Annotated in this window: 18 protein-coding genes; 11 read left to right on the forward strand and 7 right to left on the reverse strand. The window is 67.7% G+C overall.

Translation table 11 applies throughout. The features are described 5' to 3' along the window. The first annotated feature begins 77 nt into the window (after window positions 1–77). Both ACODTB_RS20355 and ACODTB_RS20360 read left to right on the forward strand, forming a co-directional pair. Window positions 78–590 carry a cupin domain-containing protein gene (locus ACODTB_RS20355; RefSeq protein WP_291118176.1) on the forward strand — a complete coding sequence of 171 codons (513 nt, stop codon included), beginning with the start codon at window positions 78–80 and terminating at the stop codon, window positions 588–590. Between the two features lie 142 nt (window positions 591–732). Then, window positions 733–1,485 (forward strand): hypothetical protein, encoded by a 753-nt coding sequence (locus tag ACODTB_RS20360; protein WP_291118162.1) that lies wholly within the window; start codon window positions 733–735, stop codon window positions 1,483–1,485. A 9-nt stretch (window positions 1,486–1,494) separates the two neighbouring features. Here ACODTB_RS20360 and ACODTB_RS20365 read toward each other — a convergent pair whose 3' ends face one another. From ACODTB_RS20365 to ACODTB_RS20390, 6 genes are all read right to left on the reverse strand, one after another. Continuing rightward, window positions 1,495–2,592, reverse strand: coding sequence for a protein-glutamate methylesterase/protein-glutamine glutaminase (locus tag ACODTB_RS20365; RefSeq protein WP_291118165.1), 1,098 nt, complete (start codon window positions 2,590–2,592; stop codon window positions 1,495–1,497). A gap of 13 nt (window positions 2,593–2,605) precedes the next feature. Beyond that, the gene (gene cheD, locus ACODTB_RS20370; RefSeq protein WP_291118168.1) at window positions 2,606–3,238 is read right to left on the reverse strand and encodes a chemoreceptor glutamine deamidase CheD; all 633 of its coding nucleotides are present in this window, start codon (window positions 3,236–3,238) and stop codon (window positions 2,606–2,608) included. 123 nt (window positions 3,239–3,361) lie between these two features. After that, window positions 3,362–4,222, reverse strand: coding sequence for a CheR family methyltransferase (locus tag ACODTB_RS20375; RefSeq protein WP_291118171.1), 861 nt, complete (start codon window positions 4,220–4,222; stop codon window positions 3,362–3,364). Between the two features lie 80 nt (window positions 4,223–4,302). Then, window positions 4,303–6,432: a chemotaxis protein CheA gene (locus ACODTB_RS20380; protein WP_291113602.1), complete on the reverse strand. Its 2,130-nt coding sequence runs from the start codon at window positions 6,430–6,432 to the stop codon at window positions 4,303–4,305. Between the two features lie 40 nt (window positions 6,433–6,472). Then, window positions 6,473–6,835 (reverse strand): response regulator, encoded by a 363-nt coding sequence (locus ACODTB_RS20385; protein WP_291113599.1) that lies wholly within the window; start codon window positions 6,833–6,835, stop codon window positions 6,473–6,475. A gap of 61 nt (window positions 6,836–6,896) precedes the next feature. After that, on the reverse strand, window positions 6,897–7,340 hold the full coding sequence (locus ACODTB_RS20390; protein WP_291113596.1) for a hypothetical protein: 444 nt from the start codon (window positions 7,338–7,340) through the stop codon (window positions 6,897–6,899). A gap of 160 nt (window positions 7,341–7,500) precedes the next feature. On the opposite strand from ACODTB_RS20390, the gene ACODTB_RS20395 reads away from it, so the two are divergent. From ACODTB_RS20395 to ACODTB_RS20435, 9 genes are all read left to right on the forward strand, one after another. Then, a complete protein-coding gene (locus ACODTB_RS20395; RefSeq protein ID WP_291113593.1) occupies window positions 7,501–8,649 on the forward strand; it encodes a hybrid sensor histidine kinase/response regulator in 1,149 nt (382 codons plus the stop codon). Beyond that, entirely contained in the window at window positions 8,627–9,256 is a 630-nt protein-coding gene (locus ACODTB_RS20400; RefSeq protein ID WP_291113590.1) for a response regulator, read from the forward strand. The genes ACODTB_RS20395 and ACODTB_RS20400 overlap by 23 nt, the downstream gene beginning before the upstream one ends. A gap of 10 nt (window positions 9,257–9,266) precedes the next feature. Next, entirely contained in the window at window positions 9,267–9,653 is a 387-nt protein-coding gene (locus tag ACODTB_RS20405; RefSeq protein ID WP_291113587.1) for a DUF2845 domain-containing protein, read from the forward strand. A gap of 278 nt (window positions 9,654–9,931) precedes the next feature. Continuing rightward, complete coding sequence (locus tag ACODTB_RS20410; RefSeq protein WP_488929688.1) at window positions 9,932–10,711, forward strand: contractile injection system protein, VgrG/Pvc8 family; 780 nt, start codon at window positions 9,932–9,934, stop codon at window positions 10,709–10,711. Between the two features lie 4 nt (window positions 10,712–10,715). Then, window positions 10,716–11,240, forward strand: coding sequence for a DUF2345 domain-containing protein (locus ACODTB_RS20415; RefSeq protein ID WP_488929697.1), 525 nt, complete (start codon window positions 10,716–10,718; stop codon window positions 11,238–11,240). A 22-nt stretch (window positions 11,241–11,262) separates the two neighbouring features. Further along, window positions 11,263–12,615, forward strand: a complete 1,353-nt coding sequence (locus ACODTB_RS20420) for a phospholipase effector Tle1 domain-containing protein (protein ID WP_291113581.1) — start codon at window positions 11,263–11,265, stop codon at window positions 12,613–12,615. Window positions 12,616–12,721: 106 nt separating this feature from the next. After that, window positions 12,722–13,918: a DUF2931 family protein gene (locus ACODTB_RS20425; RefSeq protein WP_291113578.1), complete on the forward strand. Its 1,197-nt coding sequence runs from the start codon at window positions 12,722–12,724 to the stop codon at window positions 13,916–13,918. Between the two features lie 66 nt (window positions 13,919–13,984). Further along, entirely contained in the window at window positions 13,985–15,568 is a 1,584-nt protein-coding gene (locus ACODTB_RS20430; protein ID WP_291113575.1) for an MFS transporter, read from the forward strand. A gap of 26 nt (window positions 15,569–15,594) precedes the next feature. Continuing rightward, window positions 15,595–16,023: a hypothetical protein gene (locus tag ACODTB_RS20435; RefSeq protein WP_291113572.1), complete on the forward strand. Its 429-nt coding sequence runs from the start codon at window positions 15,595–15,597 to the stop codon at window positions 16,021–16,023. On the opposite strand, the gene ACODTB_RS20440 is transcribed toward ACODTB_RS20435, so the two are convergent. Further along, window positions 15,962–16,846 (reverse strand): dienelactone hydrolase family protein, encoded by an 885-nt coding sequence (locus ACODTB_RS20440; RefSeq protein WP_291113569.1) that lies wholly within the window; start codon window positions 16,844–16,846, stop codon window positions 15,962–15,964. The two genes, ACODTB_RS20435 and ACODTB_RS20440, sit on opposite strands and share 62 nt — an antisense overlap. Window positions 16,847–16,938 lie beyond the last annotated feature (92 nt).

Consider the following 16,938-nt stretch of genomic DNA (forward strand, 5'->3'; position numbering starts at 1 on the left):
CGAACCCGCATTTTCCCGCCATGCGCGCGCCCGCGCAGGCTGGCACACTGAAGACCCGCGACCCGGAGACACCCGCCATGGCCCACGAGCACCATCCCCACGCACCCCAGGACCACGATCACCCCGCCGATCCGGCCTGGAAACACGATGGCGTGCGCGTGATCCCGGGCAACCAGCTCGACGGCAACGTGCCCTCCACCCCGGGCATGGACCGCAAGGCCGCCATCAACTTCGCGCGCGTGGGCGCGCAGAAACTCTGGGCCGGCACCGTCACCATCCACCCCGATGCCAAGACCGGCGCCCACCACCACGGTCCGCTGGAGAGCGTGATCTACGTGGTGCGCGGCCGGGCGCGCATGCGCTGGGGCGAACAGCTGGAGTTCACCGCCGAGGCGGGCCCGGGCGACTTCATCTACGTGCCACCCTACGTGCCGCACCAGGAAATCAACGCCAGCGCCACCGAGGTGCTGGAGTGCGTGCTCTGCCGCAGCGATGGGCAGGCGGTGGCGGTCAACCTGGACATCGAGCCGGTGGAAAAACCCGAGCAGGTGCTCTGGGTGGACCCGACGCACCCGACCGGCGGCGTCTGAGGCGGCCGCCCATTGGCCCGTCCGTCTGTCGGCCCCGCGCGCCGGGGGGCGAAGAAAGTTCTCAAGTTCGTGTGTCCCCGGCCGAAAACCCGGCAAGAACACCGGGCTTGTCTCGCCCGGTGGCCGCCGTGAGGGGAAGCCCATGCTGAACATTTCGAGCACCACTGCCGTGTCCTGGCCGACGCCGGTGTCCACCGCCGTCGCGCCGGTGTCGCCGGTCGCCGCCGTGCAGCCCGTGCAGCCCGTGCAGGCGGGCGGCAACGACGGCAAGGCCGAGACCGGTTTTGGCCGCGAAGGCCGCACCGCCACCCCGTCGCAGGCCGCTGCCGCAGCCCGCGCGGCCGTGGACGGGCGTGCCGCAGTGACCGACGACGCCGCCGCCGTCGCGCTGCCGGCTTCGCGCAGCGCCTCCGGTGTGCCAGCGGCGCCGCAGGACGTGGCCGCCCAGCGGCAGGCCCAGCAGGAAGCCACCCAGGTGGCCGAGCAGCGCCAGGCCAAGGACAAGAAGGCGGTGGAGCACCTGCAGAACGTGCTGTCCCGCATGTGGGAGGCCAGCGCCGCCGTGGTGGACCGCGCGCTGGGCATCGAGCCCGCGAAGGGCGGCAGCGAAGTGCCAGGCAACCAGAGCGATACCGCTCCCGACCTGTCGGCGGTGACGGCCTCGATGATTCCGCGCAAGCCCCCGTCGGCCGACCGCCCGGACCGGCCGGCGATGGAACAGCTGCCCTGGCCGCTGATGCCGCCAGGGACCGAGGGTGGCGAGGCGGTGGGGCTGGACGTGCTCGGCGATGGCGTGGGCCCCGAGGCGGTGGCCGAGCTGGTGGCCTACGACGAACATGGCAATGGCAGCGCCGCGCCGGTCGAAACCGGCACGATCATCAGCGAACGCGTCTGACCGATCCGTTCAGATCCGGTGCCGCACGCCCGAGGGCGAGCTGGCCAGCCGGTTCAACACCGCATTGGCGATCTGGTTGAGCGGCAGCACCTCGTGCGCCGCGCCGTGCTGGATGGCCATGCGCGGCATGCCGAACACCACGCAACTGGCCTCGTCCTGCACGTAGTTGTAGCTGCCGGCGTCCTTCATCTCGCGCATCGCGGCGGCACCGTCGCCCCCCATGCCGGTGAGCATGATGCCCAGGGCGTTGGGGCCGAGCACGCGCGCGGCCGACTTGAACAGCACCTCCACCGAAGGGCGGTGGCGGTTCACGGGTTCGGTGTCTTCCAGCACGGCCACGTAGTTGGAGCCGCTGCGGTCGATGCGCAGGTGGCGGCCACCCGGGGCGATGTAGGCGTGGCCGGGCAGGATGCGCTCGCCGTCGCGCGCTTCGGCCACGCGGATGCGGCACAGCGTGTTGAGGCGGTTGGCGAAACTGGTGGTGAAACCCGGCGGCATGTGCTGGGTGATCACGATGCCCGGTGCGTCGGCCGGCATGGGCACCAGCACCTCGCGGATGGCCTCGGTGCCGCCGGTGGACGAACCGATGCAGATGATTTTTTCGGTGGACAGGCGCGGCAGCGGCGCGCGCGGCGGCTCGGCCGGGTGGCCGGCGGCGGTGGGCGTGGCCTGGGCGGTTCCCGAGGCGGCGGCCAGGCGCTTCACATGGGCCTTGGCGGCCACGCGGATCTTGTCGACGATGTCGCCGGCCAGTTCGTTCAGGCCGCTGCTCACGCCGATGCGCGGCTTGGCCACGAAATCGACCGCGCCCATCTCCAGCGCGCGCAGCGTGATCTCGGCGCCTTGTTCGGTCAGGGTGGAGACCATCACCACCGGCATCGGGCGCAGGCGCATCAGGCGCGAGAGGAATTCCAGGCCGTCCATGCGCGGCATTTCCACGTCGAGCGTGATCACGTCGGGGTTGAGTTCGCGGATCATCTCGCGCGCCACCAGCGGGTCGCTGGCCGCGCCGATGCAGGCCATGTCGGGCTGGCGGTTGATGATTTCGGTGAGCAGGCTGCGCACCAGGGCCGAGTCGTCGACCACGATGACCTTGATTTTTGCCATGTTGTTTTCTCCCTTAGAACAGATCCACCGAGCCGCCGGCCGTGGCCTTGGCCACGACGGCCGCGCTGCCCTTGCGTTCCTGGGTCTCGATGGTTTCGGGGTGCGAGTGCGCCAGGCGCTTGACCATGGCCTTGCCGGTGGCCGGGAAGTAGCAGACCTTGCGCGGGTAGATGTCGAGCACGTCCTTGGAGACCACGGCGATGCGCTCGGTCTGCAGGTAGTCGAGCACGAAGGCGGTGTTGCGTTCGCCCACGTTCATGGTGGTGAAGGTGTGCATCACCTGCCCGCCGCCAAACACCTTGGCCTGCATGGTCTCGCGCCGGGCGCCGAGCTTGATCATCTCGTTGATCAGCAATTCCATCGCATAGGAGCCGTAGCGCCCGCTCGACTCGTTGCCGCCGTCGGGCAGCATGAAGTGGTTCATGCCGCCCACGCGAACGCGCGGGTCCCAGATGCAGGCGGCGATGCAGGAGCCGAGCACCGTCATCACCACCAGGTCGTCGGCGGTCACGTAGTACTCGCCGGGAAGGACCTTCACCGCGTCGTGCTTGAAGTGGTGGTCCTGGTAGAAGAAGCTGGCCTCGCCCGGTTTTGGCGCGCGAGCCCGAAGCGTGTCAATCCTGGAACGCGGTGGCGCCGAAATCATGCCGAGTCTCCGTCGGTCCGGAGGATTGACGTGCCTGCATCCAGAGGCACCGCAGAACCGGCTCTGCCGGGCCGCTGGTGTCGTCCCCCTGGCGGGAAGGCGCGCAGCGCCGCAGGGGGGCGTTCAGAGCCTTTCATACACGGTCTTTCCGCGCAGGGCGAAGAGGTTGCGGGCGTCGCTGAAGTTCTCCGCGTGGCCCACGAACAGCATGCCGCCGGGCTTCATCACGCGGTGGATGCGCTCGAGCACGGCGCGCTGCGTGGCGGCGTCGAAGTAGATCATCACGTTGCGGCAGAACACCACGTCGAAGGGTTCGCGGAACGGCAGGTTCTCGATCAGGTTGACGCTCAGGAACTCCATGTGCTTCTGCAGCTCGGGCTTCACGCGCATCAGGCCGGCGTTGCCCGCCTTGCCGCGCATGAAGAAGCGCTGCAGGCGCTCGGGGCTCAGGCCCTTGACGCCGTCGGCCTTGTAGATGCCGCGTTGCGCGGTGGCCAGCACCTTGGTGTCGATGTCGCTGTTGACGATCTGGAAACTGCCCGAGGCACCCAGCGCCTCGGTGGCCGTCATGGCGATGGAGTAGGGCTCCTCGCCGGTGGAGGCGGCCGAGCACCAGATGCGCCAGGCCTGCGTGCGTTTGGCGGCCAGCAGATCGTTCAGGATGCCGAAGTGGTGCGATTCGCGGAAGAACGCGGTGAGGTTGGTGGTCAGCGCGTTGATGAACTCCTGCCACTCGGCGCCGTCGTGCTGCTCCAGCCAGTCGAGGTAGGTCTTGAAGCTGTCGTGGCCGGTCTCGCGCAGGCGGCGCGAGACGCGGCTGTAGACCATGGCGTGTTTGCCGTCGTGCAGGCTGATGCCGGCCTTCTTGTAGATCAGGGCCTTGATGCGCGTGAAGTCGTCGTTGGACCAGACGAATTCGCGGCCTTCGGTCAGCGGGCCGTCTTCGGGCGCGGCCCGTGCCGCAGACGCCTTGTCCAGAAACACCGCGGAACCGGCTCCACCGGGCCGCTGGTGTTGCCCCCTCGAGGGGGTCGCGCGAAGCGCGGCGGGGGTGTTCGACATAGTCAGTGGCGCGAGCGGCGCACCAGGCCCGAGGTGTCCAGGATCAGCGCGACCTTGCCGTCGCCCAGGATGGTGGCACCCGAGACGTTGGGCACCTTGCGGTAGTTGGACTCCAGGTTCTTGATCACCACCTGTTGCTGGCCCAGCAGCTCGTCGACCATCAGCGCCACGCGCGAGCCTTCGGCCTCCACCACCACCATGATGGGGCTGGTGCCGTTGAATTCGAAACGCGGCACCTGGAACACGCGCTCGAGTTCGACCACCGGCATGTACTCGTCGCGCACCTTCACCACCTGGGCGCCCTGCGCCATGGTGTTGATGTCGCTCGGCTTGATCTGGAACGACTCGATCACGTTGGACAGCGGCAGGATGTACACCTCGTCGCTCACGCGCACCGACATGCCGTCCATGATGGCCAGCGTGAGGGGCAGGCGCACCGAGACGCGCATGCCGAAGCCCTCGGCCGAATCGATCTCCACCGTGCCGTTGAGCGCGGCGATGTTCTTCTTGACCACGTCCATGCCCACGCCGCGGCCGGACACGTCGGTCACTTCCTCGGCGGTGGAGAAACCGGGTGCGAAGATCAGGTTCCAGACTTCGGTGTCGGTCAGCGTGTCGGGCGCGTCGATGCCCTTCTCGCGCGCCTTGCGCAGCAGCTTCTCGCGCGAGAGGCCCTTGCCGTCGTCGCGCACCTCGATCAGGATCGAGCCGCCTTCGTGTGTGGCCGACAGCGTGATCGTGCCGTTTTCGCTCTTGCCCTTGGCGCGGCGTTCCTCCGGCATCTCGATGCCGTGGTCGCAGCTGTTGCGGATCAGGTGGGTCAGCGGGTCGGTGATCTTCTCCACCAGGCCCTTGTCGAGTTCGGTCGATTCGCCTTGCGTGACCAGCTCGACCTTCTTGCCCAGCTTGGTGGCGAGGTCGCGCAGCATGCGGGGGAAGCGGTTGAACACCACGGACATGGGGATCATGCGGATCGACATCACCGCTTCCTGCAGGTCGCGGGTGTTGCGGTCCAGGTCGGCCAGGCCGGCCAGCAGGGGCTGGTTGTCCTTGTCGTCGAGTTCGCGGCTCTTCTGCGCGAGCATGGCCTGGGTGATGACGAGTTCGCCCACCAGGTTGATGAGCTGGTCGACCTTGCTCACCGAGACGCGCAGCGTGCTCGATTCGAGGCCGGCACCGGCGGCAGCGCGGCCCTCCACCTTGGGGGCGGTCTTCGGGGCGGCACCCTCGGCGGGGGCGGCGGCGCGCACCGGCACGCCGGGAGCGCCTTCGAAGAAGCCGTAGTCGCGGCCTTCGGTGGTCGGGTTCGGGTGGCCGGTGCCCATGGGCTCGCCGTCTTCGCCAATGGTGATGTTCGGGGCGGCCGGCTGGGCCTGTTGCTCGACGATGCGGATGTCGTCCTTGCCCACGTGGAAGGTGAACAGGTCCATCAGGTCGCTGTCGCTGGCCGAGGTGCGGGCGCGCCAGACGCGGCGGGTGCTCAGGTCGCAGGGCAGGGCCTCGATCGTGCCCAGGCCCGGAATGTCGCGGAACAGCTCGGCGATGCCGTCGGCCGAGGCCGGGTTCTCCAGCGGGCCGATGTGGATTTCCAGTTCGCGCTCGACCTTGGCCGCCTTGCGTGCGGGGGCTGGCGCCGGGGCGGCCACGGGAGCGGGCGCCGCGACCACCACGGGGGCTGGCGCGGGAGCTTCTTCTTCGACTTCGGCGTCCTCGCCGTGGGCCAGCACGCTGATGCGCGCGACCAGGTCGGCCGTGGCGGGGGGCTCGACGCCCCGGCCCTGGTGGGCGCCCAGCAGGCCGCGCAGCGCGTCGGAGGATTCCAGCAGCACGTCCACCATCGCGGCGGTCGGCGTCAGTTCGTGGCGGCGCAGCTTGTCCAGAAGCGACTCCATCTGGTGCGTGAGTTCGGCCACGTCGGCAAAACCGAAGGTGGCGGCGCCGCCCTTGATCGAGTGCGCGCAGCGGAAGATGGCGTTGAGCTCCTCGTCGTCGGCCTTCTCCAGGTCGAGCGCGAGCAGCATCTGCTCCATCTGGTCGAGGTTCTCGCCGGCTTCTTCGAAAAAGATCGAATAGAACTGGCTCAGATCGATGTCGTTGCCGAGGTTCTGGCCCTCGTTCATCATTTCACCCATCGGGGTTCTCCTTGGCCGCTTTGTGGGCAGCGCGTTTCAATCAACGGATGACTTTTTGAATGACTTCGATCAGGCGGCCCGGATCGAAAGGCTTGACCAACCACCCGGTGGCGCCGGCCGCGCGGCCGAGCTGCTTCATCTGGTCGCTGGACTCGGTGGTCAGGATCAGGATGGGCACGGACTTGAACTTGGGGTGCTCGCGCAGCTTGCGCGTGAGGCCCAGCCCGTCCATGTTGGGCATGTTCTGGTCGGTCAGCACCAGGTCGATGCTGTGCGTCTGGGCTTTTTCCCAGGCGTCCTGACCGTCCACGGCCTCGACCACGTGGTAGCCCGCCCCGGTGAGGGTGAAGGACACCATTTTTCGCATGGACGCCGAGTCGTCTACGGCAAGAATCGATCGCATGGCTTACTCCGTTTGGAATCAAATATCGGCAATTGGGGCAAAGGCTTGAATCGGCCTGTGCTCAGAACAAGTCGATGGACCCGGCGTCCATCTCGCTTTGGGTCACCGGGCTGGGGCGCTCGGGCATGGGGTCGATGTCCATCGGCACCTCGCCTTCCTCGGGCTCCATGGTCTGGTCGGCCAGGCGCCAGGCGCAGCTCTGCAGCACCTTGCCGGTGTGCACGATCAGCTGGGTGGCCATGTCGTGGAACTGCAGTTCGGTCACGGCCTGGTGCAGGCTCTGGCGGATCGGGTCGAATTCCTCGCCCCGTTCGGCGCTGAGGTGGCCCAGGGCCTGGTTGGCCGAACCGAAACGCTCCAGCAGGTTGCTGGTGGCGTGGTCGAGCAGGCCTTCGAGCCGCTGCAGGTCCGTCATGGCCATGAGCAGCGAATCCTGGAGGTCGGCCACCAGATTCACGGGCAGGGAGACAGACGGCGGGGTCTGCTGCATCGTCGGTAGTTCCATGGTGGGTGGTGGGGGCGCTCGGCTACTGGGGTGGGTATTACAATTTTCGACAGCTGTCCGACCCTGTATCGACAGATAACGGGCCGAATTCAGCACCAATTTCCGCGTTGCCGGCCCAGCCCTGGGTGCAAAGTGGCATTCATCCCCCGAGAACACCAGAATGAGCGGACCGTCTCCAACCCCGGACAAGCGCTTTGTCCGCATCCTTCACCTGGAGGATTCGCGGGTGGACCACGCGCTCGTGAAATTCGCCTTGCAGCGCAGCCAGCTCGCCAGCGAGGTGGTGCTGGTGGACACGGTGGAGGACTTCCGCCGCGAACTGCAGAGCGCCCACTACGACATCGTGCTGGCCGACTACCACCTGCCCGGCTTCACCGGCATGGACGCCTGGGACGAGGTGCGGGCGATGAAGCTGGAGATCCCGTTCGTCATCCTCTCCGGTGCCATTGGTGAAACGGCGGCGGTCGACGTCATGCACCGGGGGGTGAGCGATTACCTGCTCAAGGACAGCATGCACCGCCTGTCGCACGTGATCGAGCGCGCCATCGAGATCAGCGAAACCCGGCGCGCCAAGGCCGCGGCCGACGCCGAACTGGCCGAATCGCGCCGCCGCCTGGCCGAACTGGCCGAACACCTGCAGACCAGCATCGAACAGGAGCGCGCCGACATCGCGCGCGAAATCCACGACGACATCGGCGGCGCGCTCGCCGCCGTCAAGCTCGACCTGGCCTGGGTCGGCCGGCACGTGGAGCAGGGCGACGTGCAGCGCCACCTGGGCTCGGCCATGGAGATGCTGCAGCACGCCCTGGGCGCGAGCCAGCGCATCATGATGAACCTGCGCCCGCCCATCCTCGACCAGGGCCTGGTCGCCGCCGTGCTCTGGCTGGCCTCGGGCTTCGAGCGGCGCACCGGCCTGCGGGTGGTGGTGCGGCGCTCGTCCGAGACGCTGGACGTGCCGCGCGAATTCCAGCTGGTGGCCTACCGCACCGCGCAGGAGGCCATGACCAACGTGCAGAAGCACGCCGAGGCCAGCTCGGTCGACATCGACCTGAGCGACCGCGAAGGCGTGCTCACCCTGGAAGTGACCGACAACGGCAAGGGCCTGGACGCCCAGGCCCTGCGCAAGGCCAAGTCCTTCGGCCTGCTGGGCCTGCGCGAGCGCGCCGTCAAGGTGGGTGGCTGGCTCGACGTGAGCTCCTCGCCCCGGGGCACCTCGGTCATTCTGTCGATACCCTTGCAGACTTCCAGCAACCCGGACAATGCGGCGCAGGCCGACGAGGAGCCCCATGATCAAGGTGATTTTGTGTGACGACCACGCCATGGTGCGGCGCGGCATCCGCGACACCATTTCGGAAGCCACCGACATCCAGGTGGTCGGCGAGGCCGGCAGCTACCCCGAACTGCGCGACCTGATGCGCAAGGTCGAGTGCGACGTGCTCGTGCTCGACCTGAACATGCCCGGGCGCGGAGGCCTGGAGGTGCTGGGCGCGCTCAAGGAAGAGGGCTCCAACGTCAAGACCCTGGTGGTCTCCATGTACCCGGAAGACCAGTACGCCATCCGCTGCCTGCGCGCGGGCGCGCGCGGCTACCTGAACAAGGCCGGCGAGCCGGCCGAGCTGGTGGCCGCCATCCGCACCGTGATGCAGGGCCGCAAGTACGTGACGCCCGACGTGGCGCAGATGCTGGTGGACACGCTCAACGCCCCCGAAAGCGAGGAGTTGCACGCCAGCCTGTCCGAGCGCGAGTTGCAGACCCTGCAGAAGATCGCCTCGGGCAAGAAGCTCTCCGACATCGCCGAAGAACTCATGCTCAGCCCCAAGACCGTGAGCGTGTACCGCGCGCGCGTGCTGGAAAAGCTGCACCTGGCGAACAACGCCGAACTCACCGTCTACGCGATCCGCAACGGCATCGTGTAGCCCGCCCGCCATGTTCGCCCCAGCCTCTCGACTGCCCTCGACCTTGCCGGGCTGGCGGTGGCAGGCGGGCCTGGGCTTGCTCGCGGCGTTGGCGGGTGGCATGGCCCCGGCGCATGCGGAGTCGCTGCGCTGCGCCGGCGGCATCGCGGCCGAAGGCGACTCCAAGCTCTCGCTGATGGCCAAGTGCGGCCAACCCGTGCTGACCGACACCTACTGCGCGCCGCTCTACCAGAACCCCCATTACTACCCGGTGCCCGAACCCTACGCCAGCCGCATCCTGCCCTGCCAGGTCACCGAGGAATGGCTGTACGACCGGGGCCCCGGCAACCTGTTCGCCACGGTGCGCCTGCGCTCGGGCGTGGTGCTCTCCATCACCTACGGCCACACGCCGCGCTGAGGCGCGGCCTTCTTCGGCCATCGCCAGGCTGATCCGTCGCGCCTTCGCAACGCAACGAAGGAATCTTGCGCCCGGTCCGCACCAGGCTTTCCCAAAGGCCCGCCCATGAAGCGAAGTCTTGATGGATTGAATTGACGGATTCCAGGAACAGGGAAACAGGCCTTCCGGGTGACAAGGCTTTGCTGAAAGTCAATCCAGTGAAGTCCGACCTTGGATGAACCGTTGAGGGTGGCCGAGCATGCGTCGCCATCTCAACGAGAACATTCAGGAGGAGTTCCATGACCCCATTCACCCCCCGGCGTGGGCTGACGATCCGCAGTGCGGCGCTTCCCGAGGTCAACGGCGCGCCGTTGCTGGAGCCCTTGAAGCTCGAAGGCGAAGAAGGCATCAACCAGCTGTTCGATTACCGGCTGGTGCTGCAAAGCGCGGAGGGCGGCGCCCCCCTTGAACTCGACACCTTCATCGGCCGAGAACTCACCTGCTGCATCGAACTCGAAGGCCAGGGCCGCTTCGTGCCCGGGATGCCCGCCGGAGCTGGCGCCAACCAGGGCGCGGGGGTGCGGGAGATCTCGGCCCTCATCACCGAAGCCCGGTACATCGGCGAGTCCGGGCGCCATGCGCTGGTGGAGTTCACCCTGAGGCCCTGGCTGCACCTGGCCACCCTCAGCACCGACTGCAAGGTCTTCCAGGACCAGAGCGTGGTGGAGATCATCGAAGCGGTGCTGGGGGCGTACCCACCAGGCCAGAGCATGCCGGTGGTGATACCAGGCCTGCCGCAGGTCCCCTGCGCACGGCTGCCGCGTGGCCAGATGCTGATCGAAAGGCGCTACGCGGATGACGCAGGCGCTGAGGAAGCCGCGTACAGGGTCCGGCTGGCGGATGGAAGCGTCAGAGAAGGCCGGCTGGACAACGCGGGCCGGGCATTGCTGCACGACGTACCGCAGGGGGTTCATGAAGTCAGCATTGGAGAAGACGCTCGCGAGTGGCGATCGACGCAGGGTGGGCGTGACCAGGGAGCCGTGGGAACGGTGATCTGGTATTTGAAGCGGCGGGCTTGATGGTCTGAGCGCGGGCAAGAGCTGGCTGGTGAGTGCCAAGGAGGCCGTCAAGCTCTTTGCCCACAAACAGCGCATGCGCCTGAGCAGCGCGCAGGCCGATATCGAAATCCAGGCCTTGCAGAAGAGCCTGAACCTGCTGTCCAAGCTGGACATCTCGATGACGGCCGAGCGCATCACGCTCAGCGCGACAGAAGAGGTCGTGATCAACGGCGGAGGCAGCTACACGATCTGGAACGCCAGCGGCATCACCTCGGGCACCACCGGCACCCACACCGTGCAGGCCGCGAGCTTCGGCTACCGCCCGGGCAAGAGCATGCCGGTGCAACCGCTGCCGGAGACGACCCCCTTCAACGAGTTGCCTGAGCTGTACGACAAGAAGGGACAACCTGTGGCCGGTTTCCCCTACGAACTCGTGCTGGGCAACGGTCGCACGCTGCGCGGTGTCACGGACGCCCAGGGCGGCACGCAACGGGTGGGCAGCGGCGAGGCGGCCGCGACCCTGCGAATGAACCACGACTCAAAGCTTTGAGGCACCCCCAAGGACACCCATCATGGCCACCAACTCTCATAGCCAAGGTCTGTACCAGAACGAGACCACCACCAACACCATCCCGGACAGCCGGTTCCGGGTGGAGATCGACAAGATCCAGGTCAACCTGTTCTTCGATGGCACGCTGAACAACTACTTCAACGTCACCACCAAGGACAAGGCCGTGCGCGACCGGTATGGCGGCAAAGAAACCAGCTACGACAACGCGCTCTCCAATGTGGCGCGCATGTGGGACTCGCTGGACAAGGAGCGAGACGGTCCCGACCTGGGCGTGTACGTGGAAGGCATGGGCACCACGGAACTGCAGGGCGACGACATCGCCGGCAAGGCCCTGGGCACGGGCGAGACCGGCATGCGAAGCCGCGCGCAATCGGCGTTTGGGCCTCTGAAAACCCTCGTGGCGAAAAAGCGAGGAAAGCAAGGCCTGCCTGCGCTTCTGGAACTCAACCTGTTCGGTTTCAGCCGGGGCGCGGCCACGGCGCGGCACTTCGCGAGCTTGCTGCGCAACCGGGAAGAAATCGCCAAACACTTTCCCGGCCGCTGGAGCCGGGTGGTGGTGCAGGTGAACTTCGTGGGCCTGTTCGACACCGTCTCGGCCGAGGGCCTGCTGCCCGGCAACGACGTGGACGATTTGCAGCTTCGTTTTGAGGACGATGCCGCGCGCCGGGTGTTCCACCTCGTGGCACTGGACGAATACCGCGAGAACTTCGCGCTCACCAACATCGCCAGCGCCTGCCGGGCCAAGAGCGAGGTCAACGGCATCCGCTCTCGCATGGGCTACGAGCTGGGCATCCCCGGGGCGCACTCGGACGTGGGCGGTGGCTACAAGGCCGGCACCGACAAGCCTGAACCCGAGGAGGTGCACAACCTGCCGGCCCTGCGCAGCGTGCACGACCGCGACGGCGGTACCACCACCTTGCCCGGGCCGCAGGCCTTTGTGTACGCCCAGGGCTGGTACAGCAAAGCGGACCACCAGCCTGCCTGGGGCCAGCCGCACCGCCATGTGCGCCAGGTGCAGGGCGACTACCACAAGGTGGGCCTATCGCTGATGGTGGACATGGCCGAGCGGCACACCACCACGCAGTACCCGGACAAGCTCAAAGCTGAGATGCAGGCGCAAAGCCCCGAGGTGGCTCAAGTGCAGCAACAGTTGCGAGCCTTCGCCAAGGACAACGCCTTCGTGGCGTGGAAGCCGGCGCAGCAGAGTTGGGGACTGGAGGCGAACCTGGGCACCGAGCAGGCCAAAGCCTTTCGGCGCCGATTCCTGCACCTCTCGTGCAGCGATGCCTTTGCCATGCAGCCGCGCTACCGCGCCGGCACCGAGCAAATGGAGCGTGGCCATGTCTTCGGTTGACGCCCCGATCTTTACCTCTCGCCGCCGCTGGCTGGCACAGGCGGCCGTATTGGGGGCTGGCCTGTCCGCCGGCGCTGCCCAAGCTCAATTCCTCAAAGGACTTTTCATGCGCAACACCACCCCCGAAACCGCCACCATGAAATGGCACGTCACGTTTTGCAGCTACGGCATCGACATCGAGCCAAGAGGCCAGAGCGATGTGACCACCTTGACGGGCGACAACTGGATGAAGGACGCCGAGGGTCAGGTCGTGGCCCAGTTCTACACCGGCTTTGGCGCGGCATGGGGTGCGGGCAGCAGAGGCATGAGCGCCATCAACGAAAGCGGCGCACGCCTGCCCAAGACACTGCGCCTGAAGTACTACGACTACTTGGAGGACCGCTTCTACCAGCTCGATGCCGAGTTGCCGCTGCGCCGCATCCACGATCTGTTCATTCAAGCACCTCAGATCATCGACAAGGATGTGACCTACGGCAAAGTCCGGCCGCGCTATGACGATGTTCGAATTGGTGTGGCACCCGATGGCCATGTGATGCTCTGGGCTGCGGGCCTGGGCAGTCAGGTGGAGCTGGCGCAGTACCGCGCCGTGGTGCTGCACGGCATCACGCGAAAGAGCTACAACGCCAGCCTGCCGGGCGGCACGTTCACGCTCACCGAAAGCGAGGACCGCCGCCTGATGCTGGACCGGCTCAAGCCAGCGACCATCGCGCGCATCGATGCCGGCTGGCGGCCCGACGCCATGTGGTACATGCGGCACATCCGCGTGAAGTTCCCGTGGCGGCATGTGATGACGGGCAATGTCTCTCGCGTGACCGAGCTGGAGAGTTACCAGGGCAACGCCGAGGCCGAAACGGTGGGGCAGTGGGAGATGGCGAGCTACACCCAGATCCACCGCATGCGCGGCATTCCCAACACAGCCAAGTTCTGGTTCCACGACAGAGAGGGCAAGCGGCATCACCTGTGGCTGGAGTTCTGCTTGCGCGAGCGCGCTGTGAGTGAAGACGATTTGAGCGAAGTGCGCGCGGCGTTTGATGAGCTGTTTCCGCAGCGCACGCTGGAAGACAACGACTACCTGCCGGGCGAGGCGGACATGGCGCGGGTGGAGGTGCACGTGAACGAAGACTTCAGCCGCATCACGGCTGCGCTGGTCAAGGGCGATGTGCGCCTGCCGCTGCCGGTGGGCAAGACGCAGCACTTCGAGCTGGAGCCCTTCACGCATTGGCCGGGGACGAAATCCGAAAGGCTGACACCCGAACTGAGGCAACTGTTTCAGTACGGGCCACAGCTGGACGGCCTCCGGTGACATCGGGAGGGCGCCGTACTAACCTCACGGAAGGCGGAAACGGAGGTCCTGCGGAATAATGGCCCGATGCCGCCGCCATCCCCATCCATCTGGAGCCCGCTTCGCCAACCCGCTTTCCGGGGGCTCTGGATCTGCGGCGCGGTCTTCTTCATCGGCAGTGGCATGCAGACCATGGCCGCCGCCTGGCTCATGGTCGAGCTCACCGGCTCCTCCTTTCTCGCCGCGCTGGTGCAGACGGCGGTGTTCCTGCCCATGTTCCTGCTGGCGTTGCCCGCCGGGGTGCTGGCCGACACCACCGACCGCCGCCGCCTGATCTCGGGCGCGCTGATGGCCCAGGTCGGCGCGAGCGTGCTGCTGGCCGGGCTGGTGCTGGCGGGCTGGGGTGGGCCGGCCTCGGTGCTGTTCCTGGTGTTTGTCTGCGGTTGCTGCACGGCGGTGCTCACGCCGGCCTGGAATTCCTCGGTGGTCGACCCGGTGCCCCGCCCCGAGTGGCCGCAGGCCATCACCGCCATCGGCATTGCCTACAACGCTGCGCGCGCCATCGGCCCCACGCTGGCCGGCCTGCTGTTCGCGCGCCTGGGCGCGGGCTGGGTGTTCGTGGTCACGGTGTTCACCACGGTGGTGATGTGGGAGTCGATCCGCCGCTGGCCGCCGCGCGCGCACCCGCCGTCCAGCCTGCCGGCCGAGCGCCTGTGGGGCGGCACGCTCAGCGGCCTGCGCTTTGCCTGGCATTCGCGCCTCATCCTGGCGCAGCTGGTGCGCGTCATGGCGTTCAGCGCGGCCGGCTCGGCGCTCTGGGCCCTGCTGCCCGTGATCGCGCAGCGCCAGCTGGGCACCGGTGCCGAAGGCTTCGGCCTGCTCATGGGCTGCCTGGGCACCGGGGCGGTGGCCTCGGGCCTCGTCATCGGGCGCCTTCGCGCGCGTTTTTCGCTCGACGCCATCGTGGCCGTGGCCTGTGTGGTGTTCGCCGCCGTGATGCTGGTGGCGGCCTGGGTGCGTGTGCCGGCGGTGGTGTACGTGGCCATGGCGTTCGGTGGCGCGGCCTGGATGGCGACCATGTCCACCTTCAACACCGCCACGCAGGCCAGTGCGCCACCCTGGGTGCGTTCGCGCGCGGTGGCGCTGCACATCGTCTCGGCGCTGGGTGCCTTCGCCATCGGCTCGGCTTTCTGGGGCGCGCTGTCCGATATCGTGGGCCTCACCGCCGCGCTCGCCGCGGCCGGCGTGCTCATGGCCTCGGGCCTGCTGCTGGCGCGCCCCTTCCCCCTGCGCGTGGGCGCGGACCACGAGGTGACCCAGGGCACGCCCTGGGACGAGCTCTTCGTGGAAGCCGAGCCCAGCCCCGAGTCCGGACCGATCGCGGTCGAGGTGGGCTACCGCATCCGCCCCGGCGCGGACCAGGCCTTTCTCGACACCATTGCCCAGATGAAGGCGCCGCGCCGCCGCGATGGCGCCACCTTCTGGCGCGTCTACAAGGACCTGGGTGAGCCCTCGCGCTATGTGGAGCGCTTCATCGTCACCTCCTGGGCCGACTACCTGCACCAGCGCGCCCGCGCCACCGTGGCCGATCGCGCGATCGAGACCGAGGTGCGCGCCTTCCTCGCCGATGGCGAGAGCGCGCGCATGTCGCACTACATTGCCGAACGCTGATCTGGCGCCCCTCCGAAAGGCACCTCATGAAGTTCCCACACCTCGCCTGCATGGCCGCAATCGCCGTCGCCCTGGCCGCCTGCCAGGACCGCACGCCCGAAGCCGCGCCGGCGCCGGCCGGCACGAGTGCCCCGGCCGCGCCGGCACCTGCGCCCACACCTGCTGCGCCCGCCCCGGCCACCGATGCCTGGCTGGGACAATGGAACGGACCCGAGGGCACTTACCTCCAGCTCGCGGGCAGCGGTGGCCAGTACGAGGTGACCATCCGCAACCTCGACGGCCCCCGCACGTTCCCGGGCAAGGCGGCGGGTGATGAGCGCATCGAGTTCGAGCGCGACGGCGTGAAGGAATCCCTGCGCGCCACCCACGGCGCCGAGACCGGAATGAAATGGCTCAGCGAGAAGAAGAACTGCCTGACGGTTCGATCGGGCGAGGGCTACTGCCGGGATTCCTGAGCCGCTGCGTGAAGAAGGCCAGGATCTGATCGCGCGCCGTGAGGGTGGGCTGGCCGGCCTCATCGATCAGGTGCGCCGTTACCACGCTGTGCGGGCTGTTCACCACCTGCTCGAAGAACGGGGGCAGGGCCGTCCGGTTGGCGGCGCTGTCGGGCAGCACCTGCGCCACGAAGCGCGGGCCCAGCGCGGCTTCGTAGGCCTTGAAGCGCTCGGCCTTGCAGAACTTGTCGCCCGCGAAGCGGTAGGCCATCACCGTGAGGTCCTCGCGCTCCAGGCGCGAGCGCACCTCGGCCAGGTCCTCGGGTCCGATCTCCAGGCCGGCCGGGTCGTCCAGCGGCAGCGAAGGCTGCGACAGCACGGGCGCCAGCATCGAAGGCTCCAGCATCATCGTGAGCGCGAAATTGCCGGTGAAGCACATGCCGATGGCGCCCACCCCAGGGCCGCCGCAAGCCTCGTGCGCGTGCCGGGCCAGCAGCCTCAGCCAGCGCGTCACCGGGCTGGCCTGGTTGGGCCCCTTGCGGTTGGCGAAGGCGCGGAACTCCGCGCTCACACAGGCGCGCTGCATCACGGCCATGCCCGCAACGGCCTCGGGCACCGCGCCGTCCACGCCGAACAGCGACGGCATGTACACCGTGAAACCCGCGTCGCGCACCCAGCGCGCGAAGCGGGCCACGTGCGGGCTGATGCCCGGCATCTCGGTCATGACGATCACCGCCGGCCCATGGCCGGCCACGTGCACGCGCTTGGTGGCACCATCCAGCGTGATCTCGCGCGCCTCGAAATCGCCGAGGGCGTCGTGTTCGGTCAGATTCGGGTGGGGCATGTCCTGGGCTCTCTGGAGGTGGAAGGGCCTTGATTGCACCAAGGCCGGCGCTACACTGCCAGTGTCTGTTTCGACATCTTTCAAGCTATTCC

Source organism: Hydrogenophaga sp. FG152 (assembly GCF_057809615.1).